Genomic DNA, 12,711 nt, shown 5'->3' with positions numbered 1-12,711 from the left:
CTTAATGCTTAAAAATGACCGTTCGTCTAATAGTAGATTTTCCCATCAACTGTTTCATGGTACAACGTGGCACAGTCGCCTATTACCGAACGTGCATAAATTTACTTATCCGTACCGTTATTGGGGCGTCAATATTACTGCGTTAGCAACAAATAGCGGTTTACCTGAAGTCGTTAGCTCGTGGTTTCAAGGTAACAATTCTAGTAACAGTCCTAATAACGCAAAATTTCTAGATAGATTACCTTTTAGTCAAGCAATCATAAAAGGGATACCGATATTTTCAGCGAAACACAAAGCGCTACAGCAGTTTTATGCTGATGATTATTTGCAAGGGTTAGAATTAACAACGCCAAATAAAAATACCTTCGACGATGTAACTACCGATGAAAGTACTGGTAAAAGTGTAAATGAGTTATTGCAACGTCTGACTTTTGTTTTCACTGAAAAAGCAGGAAGTAGTCCTACAGGCGATATTATTGGGCTAGTAGTTTGCCGTAATGTTGGTGTTTATTTCAGCCCAGTGAATTTTTATATTGGCTTTGATACCGAGCAAACGCCAACCCATCTGCTTGCGGAAGTCTCTAATACGCCGTGGGATAAGCGTCATTATTATGGTTTTTTACTGGACGGCGAGGAGACTGAGTTTTGCCATGATAAAGATTTTCATGTCTCGCCCTTTAACCCTATCGATCAGCGCTATCACTGGCAGGTCAGCGTAAAACCACACCGTTATAAATCCAGTAAAGCAGCTAATCATAAAGCTAAAAAAAACGATATTTTTGATATTCGTATAGCGATTAATATCAGTGATAAACGCGGTGAGGTGCTCAAAACCGGTATAAAGATGAATGGTGAGCCGATGACCCAAGAGAGCATCCGCCAAAGCTTAAAACAAAATCCGCTGATGAATTTCACTTCGCTGAGCCGTATTTATTGGCACGCTTTTAAACTTTACGCGATAAAGAAAGTCCCTTATATCAACTACGATGAAAAGCTAGCAGATAGCGGGCAAGCCACTAACGAATAAGCAATTACGACGTAACAGAAAAGTAAGCCAAAGCCAAGCCGTTTTCGAAGTTTAAATAGATGAGTTTTAAACATAGCAGTAAAGAGTAAAAGCAGTCATCAGCGATTATTGATAGCGACTATCTCGAATGGACAAAAGGATACCACAGCAATGTCAGCCCGACCAACCGACCGTCAGCCAAGCCGTAGATTAGAGAAAATCAATGCCCGTTTGAGTCAAACTTTAAACGATAGTTCGCTGTTGAAACCTATCAATAATGGGGTTAGTGCTTTAGCGAGAAAGGCGATATTTCAAGCACTAAAACGAGTGCAGTTCGGCGGTATTACCGTCATCGAAGACTATACGCAGCATGCGCAGACTCATAGCTTTGGTAGTCAAGCGCTCAATGTGAAAAGTAGCTCTGCTATCGGTCGCCACTCTTTGCACGTGACGCTGAGCATCCATGATATCAGCGTCTATCGTCAGTTATTATTCGGCGGCTCTATTGCGCTGGCCGATAGCTACATCGATGGCGAGTGGGATACCGATGATTTAACAGGTTTGATACGCTTAGCGGCGCGTAATCTAGCGGTACTTAATAAATTAGAAAATCGTTTTGCTGGTATCAGTAAAGCTTTTGAGAAGGCCAACCATCAGCTGCGTAACAACGATAAGTCAGGATCTAAATCCAATATCTTAGCCCATTATGATTTGGGCAACGATATGTATCAGCGTTTCTTAGATGAGACCATGATGTATTCCTCCGCGGTCTATAAGAATCCTAAAGCCACGCTCAGGCAAGCACAGCAGCACAAGCTTGAGCTTATCTGTCAGCGTTTGCAGTTGACTAGCGATGATCAAGTGATAGAGATCGGTACAGGGTGGGGCGGTTTTGCGATTTATGCCGCTACTCATTATGGTTGTCATGTTACCACCACGACGATATCCGATGCGCAGTTCGATGAAGCAAAGGCACGGGTACAAGCAGCAGGGCTAGAAGATAAGATAACTTTACTTAAGCAGGACTATCGTGAGCTGACCGGTCAATTTGATAAGCTTGTCAGTATTGAGATGATCGAAGCGGTTGGTTATGAGTATCTGCCCACCTTTTTTGCCAAGTGTAATGAGCTGCTTAAGCCTACAGGTCTAATGGTGCTACAAGCTATTACTTTTAATGATCAAAACTACCAAGAGTATGTCGACTCAGTCGATTTTATCCAGACCCATATCTTCCCAGGCGGTTGTCTGCTCTCCAATCAAGAGCTGAACAATCAGTTCACTCAGCAGACCGATATGGTCATCAAGCAATTACATGATTACGGTTTTGACTACGCGCATACGTTGCGAGATTGGCGTTTAGCCTTTATGGAGCAGTGCGAGGAAATTAAGGCGCTCGGTTATGACGAGGCTTTTATCCGTCTTTGGAATTTTTATTTCTGTTACTGTGAAGGCGGATTTTTAGAGCGTACCATTGGCGTCGTACAGCTAACTGCAGTCAAACCTGACAATATTGATATTTTACATTTCTCGAATTCGCCTACGTCGCATTCTCTTGACTCTGATAGTACTGATTCTAATCGTGATGAAAAAAGCGATAAGTTTATTGCAGATATTAAGATGCAAACGGCTTCTTCGAGTACGGATACCGCCACAGTTTAACAAATGAGCTATAGAGTAGCAGCCAAACTCTCTGCATCATGAGAATAAAGCGTTACTAAACTACAGTGCTACTAAAACCATTGAAATAAAAGGATGTCGTTATGGGTTATACGTTTGTTTATCTTGTTGCCGTTGCTATGTTTTTAGGCGTGGACTTCGTCTGGTTGTCAACGATGAAAGGACTATTTTATGAGGAGCGTATAGGTCATCTTTTAGCGGACGAACCCAATATGATGGCGGCTGCTGTGTTCTATATGTTTTATATCTTAGCGCTGTGTATTATTGTTCTTTATCCGCAGATAAAAGCACAAGCTTCTATTGGGCATATTTTTCTATTGGGTGGATTACTTGGCTTAATGGCTTATGGGACTTATGACTTTACTAATTTAGCATTATTTAAAGGCTATACGCTCGATACCGCTTTGGTAGATTTTACTTGGGGTGGTTTTTTAACCGGTACAGTGAGTGCTGGCACAGCTTGGTTGGCCTACCGTTTTGGCTGGCTGAATAAGGCGACTCCAGCTTAAGAGTTTGAGCCGTTTAACTATTTAAGCCATAAATAACAGCGGTTTAACTTAGGTTAAGCCGTTTTTTTTGTGTTTAGTGGATTTGCACTAGCTATCCACCTGCTGTATAAATGATAAACCAATTTTATAATGATTCTGTTTAATGACTAAGGACAACTATGGCTCAGTACAACACTAGCTCCACTGCAAAAAGAGCACCGCTCAATCACGAACTTTATATGTCGATATTGATGACCCCAGATATGGCAAACTTCATTGGCAATGTCCACGGTGGCGACTTACTAAAAATGCTCGATCAAGTGGCATATTCTTGTGCCAGTCGCTATAGCGGCAGCTATGTTGTCACGTTATCGGTCGATCAAGTGATGTTCCGCGAGCCTATCTATGTCGGCGAGCTCGTTACTTTTGCCGCTAGTGTCAACTACGTCGGCACCACCTCGATGGAGGTCGGTATCCGAGTCGAGTCAGAAGATGTGCGCGCGCGAACGATTCGCCATACTAACAGCTGCTACTTCACGATGGTCGCTATTGATGATAACGGCAAACCTACGCCCGTACCGCCGCTTGAGATTAAGAACGAAAGCCAACAATGCCGAGCCGATGCAGCATTAGAGCGTAAAGAGATGCGTATGCAAAGCTCACACCGTCCTAGTTGTGATATCAATAAAGAAGTTGGAGAGTTGACACGCACGGCTGAAAATACGCAGACCAACCCAGAATCTAAATAGCGTTATCAAAAGTTACCGCCAATTAACGGATGCGCTACTGTAAAATAATAAAGGTTAATTTATTCTAGGCGAGATAGTATAGATGCTAACTATCTTCTTTTAAGCTACGTTATAGAGTTCATTATGAGTTTGAAACCATCCGTCGCCAACCCACAATTACACCTAGGCGGTCCAGAGCTGTCGCGCCATAAGTCAAACGCGCAGAAGCCTGAACCAGATCCTGATAGTAAAGATAAAAAGTCTAGCTCGGTGATTACGGTTTTGATTGCCATCGGCGCTAATTTTTTGATCGCTATTGCCAAGTCTGTCGCCGCATTTATTACCGGTTCGGCATCTATGGTCGCGGAGGCTGCGCACTCATGGGCAGATACGGGAAATGGGGTTTTTTTATTAGTCGCTGAAAAAAAAGCAGTCAAACCCGCTGATAAAAGCCATCCTTTAGGTTATGGAAAAGAGGCTTATGTGTGGTCGATGATAGCGGCTTTTGGCGTTTTTATGGCAGGCTCCATCGTCTCTATTTATACGGGTATCACCGAATGGAATGCCCCAGAGACTGAGACCAATTACACCATAGCTTTCATTATTTTGGCAGTGGCTTTTGTGCTTGAGGGCTTCTCGCTTGTGCAAGCTTATTTGCAAAGTAAAAAACAGGGTGAGGCTTTAGAGGTTAGTGCTATTGGTTATGTGGTTGAGACCTCTAATCCGACTTTGCGCGGGGTGTTTTTTGAGGACTTAGCGGCGGTTACTGGTCTAATTATCGCGGCGGCGGCAATGGGTATGCATGTTTATACCGGACAGCCCTTTTGGGATGCGCTAGGCTCCATTATTGTAGGCATATTACTAGGCGCGGTAGCGATATTTCTGATCAGTCGAAACCGTGATTTTTTGGTCGGTCATAAGGTATCAGCAAGGATGCATTGCTATGTGCTAGAGGCGCTACTAAGCCACCCTGACATCGAGAGCGTCTCTTATCTACATCTAGAATGGGTCGGCCCGCAGAAGATATTTATGGTTGCAGCCGTAGACATCGTTGGTAATCAAAAAGAGCAAAGCATCGCACAAAAATTTGAAGCTATCGAAACTCAGTTGCGCGCCAATGAGCTGTTCCAACAAGCGATACTAACTTTGTCTGCGCCTAATGCTAAACCTCTAAGCCTTGCAAATGAGTCATAAAAAATAGCGGATGAATACGACTCTAGCCAGCTGAATTTAAATGACAGGCAACTTTAAAGTAGGAGAGGATATGCAATCATTACTCAAAAGTACCACAGTAGCTCTAACGTTGAGTCTAAGTGCGGTTACCTTGATGGCGGTGCCAACGCTCTGTGTACAAGCAGCAACCCCTACGGATAAATCGTTGAGGGAGCTAGTAGAGGTGACACAGTTAAACGAGACGATTAAGCAGATGTCTTCAAAAGATAGTATGCAAAAATTGGTCAATGATTCAATGATATCTAGTGTAGTATCTGATGATATCAATAATGTTCAACGCCAACAATTAATAGCAGTCATCTCTGATTATAGCAGTAGCATATTTGATGATGCCTATATCGAAACTATCAATGAAGCACAAATAAAGGCTTATATGAACGCCGCCAAGAAGTACTTTACTCAAGCAGAAGTAGACGCTCAAATCAACTTTTATAACAGTAAAGAGGGTGCAAGTATAATAAAAAAACAGCCTATAATGATGCAAGAGTATGCTGATGAGGTTAGAGCGATTACTACTGAGAAGGTAACTACTGAGATGAAAAAAGCTTTACCGATCATGACGAAAGAACTTAAGTCTCTAAAATTAGAACGGTAATTTAGAACAACCATAAATGATTGTCAAAAAAAAGGTCACCTAATAAGATGACCTTTTTATTTTATAAATTCTAAATTTATATTCAAATAAACTATTACTTCTTAGGCGCATTAGCACCGATGAACCAAGCATCTTTATCGATAGTACGGCTTACTTCCGTCAATAAGTCAGCCGTATCTTCATCGCCTGCATCACCAGCTGCATCTATACCTTCGCGTAGTGAGGCTGCAATAGTTTTATAACGGTTGGTTAGCTCACGAACGTGCTGCTCGACCTCAGTAATGTCAGTTGGATAAGTTTCTAAAATAGAATCTTCAACGACACGTTTAGAGATGCCATTAGCTTTACCACCAAGAATGACAATACGCTCAGCGACAGTATCAAAAGATTCCGTCAGACGGTCATAAGTTTCATCTAATAACTGATGCACACCGATGAATCCAGTACCTTGTAGATTCCAGTGGCACTGCTTGCTATCCATACTCAAATCAATCAAGTTGGCTAAGTTAGCATTCAATAGATCGACCATTTTTTTGGCAGTGTCATCATTTATACCGCTTGCATAACGTTCTCTCATAAATTACTCCATTTTTGGTTTTATTTAATTGTTATCTAATGACTGACTAGAATCTTAGACGCTTAGTTCGAGATCCTTAGTCAGCGTTTTCTTATCAACTTTCGATACTAATAATAGCAGCTTATTAGAAGTAGGGAACCCATGAGCGTTAGGCTTTATTAGGTGGTCATGTAATGGCTTTGTTAAGCATGAAAAGCTTTGTAAATATAATAGCTGAAACTAGCCTTATCGATAAACTTTGATTACTTAAGCCAGTCAATACTTTTAATTTAATAAAGCGTTTTAATGGTTTGTTTGTGATAACTCGTTCATGAGTCATGGTGAATTTTTGGTTTTGAGAGCCAGTAATTATGAGCTTTAATTGATGTCTTAATAAGCGATAAAAGCTAGCAAATAACCTTTAAAAACAGCGCTTAAGCCCCCACCTTGTTATAAACCTTACTTCTTATACTTATCCTTACAAACGTCAGGAAGAAAACTAATATGCGTATGCCCGAACCGCGCTCGTCGCGTCAGTTAAATCAATTGGCCACTCAGCTGCAAGGCGAAGCTGAAATCGTTGGCGTCAATGCGTCAGGAACACAAATATCAAGCCGTGCCTTTGAGATGGTCACTGACTTTGAGCCGGCAGGCGATCAGCCGCAAGCGATTGAAAAGCTCGTTAAGGGTATTAATGCAGATATGGATGAGCAGTTATTGCTTGGCGTAACTGGTTCTGGTAAGACTTATACTATGGCGAAGGTTATTAGTGAGTGCCAGCGTCCAACCATTATTATGGCGCATAACAAGACCCTTGCCGCTCAGTTGTATGGTGAGTTTAAAGCGTTTTTTCCTAATAATGCGGTGGAGTATTTTGTCAGCTATTATGATTACTATCAGCCCGAAGCTTATGTAGCGGCAAGTGACACCTTTATCGAAAAAGACAGCGCTATCAACGATCATATTGACCAGATGCGCTTGTCGGCGACGCGGGCATTACTTGAGCGCCGTGATGCTATTATTGTCGCCTCCGTCTCTTGTATTTACGGTTTGGGCGATCCTGAAAGCTATTTGAAAATGCTGTTGCATGTTGTGGTCGGCGATAAGATAGATCGCACGGCGACGATTAAGCGCTTGGTTGAGATGCAATATACCCGTAACGAGCTAGACTTTGGCCGTGGTACTTATCGTCTACGCGGGGAGCTACTCGATATTTATCCTGCCGAATCTGAGCAGCTAGCGATACGCGTGCATTTGTTCGATGATGAAGTCGAGAAGATCACTTGGTTCGATCCCTTAACAGGTAAGACCGTACGTAGTGTACCGCGCATTACTATTTATCCTAAGTCGCATTATGTCACTCCGCGGAATCGTTTAGAAGCCGCCACTCATACCATTCGCGAGGAGCTTGAGCCGCGTCTTGAGTATTTCCGTGATAACAATAAACTAATTGAAGCTCAGCGTCTTAAAGAGCGTACTCAATACGATCTAGAAATGATTCAGCAGCTCGGCTACTGTAATGGTATCGAGAACTACTCGCAGCATTTATCCGGTCGTCCATGGGGTGAAGCGCCGCCGACACTGTTTGATTATATCCCTGAGGACGCGCTACTGTTTATCGATGAGTCGCACGTTACGGTCTCGCAAGTCGGGGCGATGTATAAAGGCGATAGATCACGAAAAGAGAACCTAGTGAACTACGGCTTTCGTCTGCCAAGCGCGATGAATAATCGGCCGATGAAGTTTGAAGAGTGGGAACGCATCAAGCCTAAGACGATCTATGTCAGCGCTACGCCGGCACAATATGAGCTAGAGCATAGCGAACAAGTCGTTGAGCAAGTGGTGCGCCCAACCGGTCTGATTGATCCTGAGATTGAGATCCGTCCGGTACTGACGCAGGTGGATGATGTTTTATCTGAGATTACCAAACGCCGCGAGCTCGATGAGCGTGTACTGATTACCACTTTGACTAAGCGTATGGCGGAGGACTTAACCAGTTATCTCAAAGAGTACGATATTAAAGTCGCTTATCTGCACTCTGATATCGACACCGTTGAGCGCATGCAAATCATTCATGAATTACGTACTGGCGTGCACGATGTGTTAGTCGGGATTAACCTGTTGCGTGAAGGTTTGGATATGCCAGAGGTGTCATTGGTTGCCATATTTGATGCGGATAAAGAAGGCTTTTTGCGCTCTGAGAGATCCTTGATCCAGACCATTGGCCGCGCTGCCCGTCACTTAAACGGTAAAGCCATTCTTTATGCCGATCGTATTACGCCGAGCATGGAGAAGGCAATAGAAGAGACCGATCGTCGTCGCGAAAAGCAGATCGCCTTTAACATTGAGCACAACATTACTCCAAGAGGCGCGCGCCGTAGTGTCACGGATAAAATTGACACCGGCGAGGAGCTTGATGCCAATGATAATCAAGCGATTCCCGTTAAGAGTAATCTGCCGGATGTCGATATCAGTATCCTTAGAAGTCCTGATTTGCTGGCCAAAGAGATCAATCGCCTTGAGAAGCTGATGAAGCAGTTCTCCCGCGATCTGAAGTTTGAGGACGCCGCGAAGACACGGGATAAGGTGCTGGAGCTTAAGGCACATTTGATTTAAAAGAGAGTGAGATATTCAAGCGCTAGGGTAGAGCGGGGCAGCTTAAGCCTTACTAACCCTAAACGCAGATTTACACTTTTTACCTTAAAAGTCATAGTCGCATCTTGTAGGATAAGTTTATAAAGCGTTGTCTAATAAGTCATGAAAAACGGGCTTTTAAAAGGATGACTAAAACAAAAAAAGTATTTACAAGTTATTTTGTTCTAGGAGTATAACTGTAATGGATGTTAAAGCGTTATTTAAAAAAGGAATCGAAAAAGAGTTACTTGACGTTGATGATTATATTTTCACCCCTAAGCGTTTAGATATGACCGTTGATGAGGGAGAATTAAACTGTGTGCTAAATAGTGATGGTAGTGTTAATATTTTTTATAGCAAACAAGGCATTACTGACGTGAGAGCAGCGGCGCGCAAGCATCCCTTTACCGATTTTGAAACTGAGTTACATCACGGTATTTATGATGATGTCATTGAAGATCTAATCGATGGTGTTAATGAAATTATAAACACGCATTCTAAGTATTTCCGCCGTAGTAAAGTATTGCCTATGACGGCAGCTATCGGTCCTGATACCGTTATTACGAATGCTGATCAGCTTTAATTATTTAAGGCCATTATGTTAGGTTAGCATTGCGTCAAAAGTATCTATACAAAAAGGTGCGCTAAGCAATTAGTGCACCTTTTTTATTATAGTTTAAGAGTTTCTTATAGCTTAGTTTTAATACGTCCTAATTAAGCTACTTTTACTGTATTGGCTTTGTCTTTAGAGGCTAGAGCTGGTGAGCCGGTAATAGCTCGTGTTTGCGAACTATCTACCAAATGATTCGTTGATGTTTGCGTGACTAATCCTTTCGCAAAGCGAGTGCTATCGTTACGCTCTTTTAAGGTATCGGTATAGTACCATTCACAAGCAAATGCTTGCTCAGTGATATCAAGAAGCATATAGCCATGATCAACTTGATTAATAAATTTTTGATGCGGATTGGCTTCTGGGCCTGAATTCATCTCAGGTACAGCCAATGAGGTCAAAGCCGGACAGACGAACTCTACCGCCAGCGAGCCTTCTCCAGTGGCTGGATTGTAGCCGCTAATATCAAAAGGATTTTTGGCAACATCAAAAGCGAAGGAAGCATGATAGTCACCGGTGAGTACGACAGTGTTATCGATATTGTTATCTTCAATAAAGTCTAATAAACGATTACGTGCACTAGCATAGCCGTTCCAAATATCGCCAGAATTAGTTGCAGATGCTCCCATAAAGGGTGCCAAAATTACTTGCTGACCTAGCACCTGCCAAGTTGCGCCGCGATTTTTACCATCCATTAAGTTGAGATAGAGCCAGTTTTCTTGTTCAAGTCCGAGCAATTGGCGCTCAGGCTCATTACTAGCAGAGGCATCAAGCTTTTCACGGCCAAAGATACGGGTGTCTAACATGTTTAAATCAAATAGTTTGCCGAATTCAAAACGTCTATAAATACGCAGTTGACTATCTAGCTCATTGCTATCATCATCGCGAATCGGCATCCACTCGTGATATGCGCGCACCGCTGACATTTTGCGCTCTATATAGCTGCCTTTATTTGGAAAATGGAATCTAGCACCGCCCTTCCATGAGTTATCAGCGATTTCGTGATCATCCCAAACCGCGATAAACGGATGCTGACGATGACACTCTTGTAGATCGATATCAGTACGATAACAGGCGTAGCGTAGGCGATAATCTTCTAAGCTTATAATTTCATTCTCAGGGAAAATTGGGCGCTCGTCTTTTAAATTGTTGTCACGATAGAAGCCTTCTGGATACTCATAAATGTAATCACCTAAGTGAAGAACTGCTGAGATATCCGCTTGCTTAGCAATATCGGCATAACCATTAAAGTAGCCAAAGCCATAATTGGAGCAAGACACTACCGCCAAACGCACGCGATCAACTTCGCTTGCTGGCAAGTCAGCGTTAGGGATAGTGCGAGTACGACCGATAGGGGAGTCATAACCTAAAGCCTCAAACTGATAGTAGTAAGTGGTATTAGGCTTAGGTAACTTAGGATCTACTTTTACCGTAAAGTCGGTCTCAGCAGTCGCTCTGCTTTTGCCTCTAGCTACGACGTTTTGTAGCTCTGGATCAGTCGCAACGATATAACCAACAGGGATGCTAGCGGCGTTGATGCTACCGTCATTGGTAATGCGCGTCCATAGTATCACTTTATCTTGTAAAGGGTCGCCGCTGGCAATGCCATGGACGAAAGGCGCAGCGCCTTGATATCCTAAGTCATCTATTTTGTTTGAGTCGTTGTTTACCTTATTAAAGTCGTCTGAATCTGAGGAGCAAGCGCTTAGCTGAACCAACAGAGTTCCTGCTACAGTCGCTTGGCTGCCAAACTTTATAAAATCACGTCTTTTCATCTGTCTTCCTTGATATATCAGTAGAAATTCCATATCTCATGATAGATTAGATTTATTGCTATCAAAACTCTCTACTATCAAAAATAAGAATGCTTTATAAAAAAAATAGCTTATCCACAATTTATATGAATAAGCTTATTTAAGCAATTACTACGCTGACTTTATTTGAACAATGAAGGTGTTTATAACCGCTTAGCCAACGATGCTGCCGTAACAGCTCTGTAGCGATTTTGCGACGACTCTAGTGACCAATTGTGTACGGTAGCTTGGATCTATTGCCGCATTACCTAATTCAACGAGAGTCACTTGCTGCGGAGCTTGCTCACTAACGCAGCCGCAGACTCGAGATTTGAGAGCTTCTTCTTGCTTATCGCTCATCGCAGCGCTAGCAATACGCCACGCATTCTGGTTTTCGATTTGGCTGCGGCATTGGTTATCAATAGCGGCTTTAAAGACATTCATGCCGATCTCATTGGCGGTACCGATAGGATTGCCTGCATTATTATTAGCACCAGTAGAAGCGCAGCCTGCTAAAGCAAAGGCCGCTAGCATTGTAGTGGAGAGTATAAGTTTTTTCATCATTTAGTCCTTTAAGCTGAATTTATAGTAGGCAAAATAGCATGCCAAGCGCTTGATTGGTAGTAGTGAATACTTCATCAATCTATCTGCACAAATCGGTAATAAAAAACCAGCTAAGCCAAGCTTAACTGGTTACATTGTGGCAGACCCTAATGGTTTAGACGTTTTTGCTACTTTCTTTTTGCTGAATCTCTTTGGCAAGCTTATAGCAGTCCTCAACGTGGTCAGAAGCAATCTTCTTAAATATAGTGTAGCCCATCGTTGCCGCGACTAACTGCCCACCTAATGGAATGAACTTAGTGACTTGCTTGGCAGCAATACGACCACCAAACCCTTGAATCGTCTTTTTAACAATCCCGCGGGTGGCCATGAGTCCTGCAAAGTCGACAGTACGGTCTCTAATAGCACTCCAATGCACTTCGCGCGACTCTAGATCAATGGCAGATTTGCGGTCTTCGATCAAACCAAAACGCTCACTAATCTCAGGGATTAACTGCGTGAGCATACCCGCATCAACGGCGACATCAAAAAAGGGTACGGGAACAACCGCTACACCTGCTGAAAACTTCGCGCGTTTTTTGACTAATTTTAGACACTCCTTTCTTACTTGCTCGAGATCTAAATTAGGATCAATAGTGTTAGGGAGTTTTTCAGCTTTTGGCGTCGTTTTCATAAATTATCCTTATAATAGAATGAATAGTTAAAGGTAGAAACAAATAGTTAATTGATAGTTTAAGGAAATATCTGCGCCGTACAATCATAGCTTTGTAGCAAATTGCAGAAAAGTAGCGCGAAAATGCACGGTTTTTGTAACTGCTATCATGAGAATT

The 12,711-nt window shown here is 42.6% G+C and carries 12 protein-coding genes; 8 read left to right on the top strand and 4 right to left on the bottom strand.

Annotated features, from left to right (window positions below):
* Positions 1-4 precede the first annotated feature (4 nt).
* From ACS8E3_RS06985 to ACS8E3_RS06960, 6 genes are all read left to right on the top strand, one after another.
* Positions 5-1,027 carry a DUF1365 domain-containing protein gene (locus ACS8E3_RS06985; RefSeq protein ID WP_439242636.1) on the top strand — a complete coding sequence of 341 codons (1,023 nt, stop codon included), beginning with the start codon at positions 5-7 and terminating at the stop codon, positions 1,025-1,027.
* Between the two features lie 150 nt (positions 1,028-1,177).
* Positions 1,178-2,665 (top strand): class I SAM-dependent methyltransferase, encoded by a 1,488-nt coding sequence (locus tag ACS8E3_RS06980; protein WP_439242634.1) that lies wholly within the window; start codon positions 1,178-1,180, stop codon positions 2,663-2,665.
* Between the two features lie 101 nt (positions 2,666-2,766).
* On the top strand, positions 2,767-3,192 hold the full coding sequence (locus ACS8E3_RS06975) for a DUF2177 family protein (protein ID WP_439242632.1): 426 nt from the start codon (positions 2,767-2,769) through the stop codon (positions 3,190-3,192).
* A 158-nt stretch (positions 3,193-3,350) separates the two neighbouring features.
* Positions 3,351-3,920, top strand: a complete 570-nt coding sequence (locus tag ACS8E3_RS06970; protein WP_439242630.1) for an acyl-CoA thioesterase — start codon at positions 3,351-3,353, stop codon at positions 3,918-3,920.
* 123 nt (positions 3,921-4,043) lie between these two features.
* Entirely contained in the window at positions 4,044-5,093 is a 1,050-nt protein-coding gene (locus ACS8E3_RS06965; RefSeq protein WP_439242628.1) for a cation diffusion facilitator family transporter, read from the top strand.
* A gap of 70 nt (positions 5,094-5,163) precedes the next feature.
* Positions 5,164-5,727, top strand: coding sequence for a DUF2059 domain-containing protein (locus ACS8E3_RS06960; RefSeq protein WP_439242626.1), 564 nt, complete (start codon positions 5,164-5,166; stop codon positions 5,725-5,727).
* Positions 5,728-5,821: 94 nt separating this feature from the next.
* Here the strand turns inward: ACS8E3_RS06960 and dps are convergent, their stop codons facing one another.
* Entirely contained in the window at positions 5,822-6,304 is a 483-nt protein-coding gene (dps, locus tag ACS8E3_RS06955) for a DNA starvation/stationary phase protection protein Dps (protein ID WP_439242624.1), read from the bottom strand.
* A gap of 483 nt (positions 6,305-6,787) precedes the next feature.
* Between dps and uvrB the strand changes: the two genes are divergently transcribed.
* Together uvrB and ACS8E3_RS06945 are read left to right on the top strand one after the other, a co-directional pair.
* Positions 6,788-8,899: an excinuclease ABC subunit UvrB gene (gene uvrB, locus ACS8E3_RS06950; RefSeq protein ID WP_439242622.1), complete on the top strand. Its 2,112-nt coding sequence runs from the start codon at positions 6,788-6,790 to the stop codon at positions 8,897-8,899.
* Between the two features lie 220 nt (positions 8,900-9,119).
* Positions 9,120-9,500, top strand: coding sequence for a hypothetical protein (locus ACS8E3_RS06945; RefSeq protein ID WP_439242620.1), 381 nt, complete (start codon positions 9,120-9,122; stop codon positions 9,498-9,500).
* Between the two features lie 131 nt (positions 9,501-9,631).
* Here the strand turns inward: ACS8E3_RS06945 and ACS8E3_RS06940 are convergent, their stop codons facing one another.
* The 3 genes from ACS8E3_RS06940 to ACS8E3_RS06930 all read right to left on the bottom strand — a co-directional run bounded on the left by ACS8E3_RS06940 (position 9,632) and on the right by ACS8E3_RS06930 (position 12,554).
* Positions 9,632-11,302 carry an alkaline phosphatase D family protein gene (locus ACS8E3_RS06940; RefSeq protein WP_439242618.1) on the bottom strand — a complete coding sequence of 557 codons (1,671 nt, stop codon included), beginning with the start codon at positions 11,300-11,302 and terminating at the stop codon, positions 9,632-9,634.
* A gap of 192 nt (positions 11,303-11,494) precedes the next feature.
* Positions 11,495-11,881: a hypothetical protein gene (locus ACS8E3_RS06935; RefSeq protein WP_439242616.1), complete on the bottom strand. Its 387-nt coding sequence runs from the start codon at positions 11,879-11,881 to the stop codon at positions 11,495-11,497.
* Between the two features lie 157 nt (positions 11,882-12,038).
* Positions 12,039-12,554: a hypothetical protein gene (locus ACS8E3_RS06930; protein ID WP_439242614.1), complete on the bottom strand. Its 516-nt coding sequence runs from the start codon at positions 12,552-12,554 to the stop codon at positions 12,039-12,041.
* Between the last annotated feature and the right edge of the window lie 157 nt (positions 12,555-12,711).

It is taken from the genome of Psychrobacter sp. 2Y5, assembly GCF_051847375.1.
Lineage (GTDB): Bacteria > Pseudomonadota > Gammaproteobacteria > Pseudomonadales > Moraxellaceae > Psychrobacter.
This window is presented reverse-complemented; position numbering and strand designations above follow the sequence as displayed.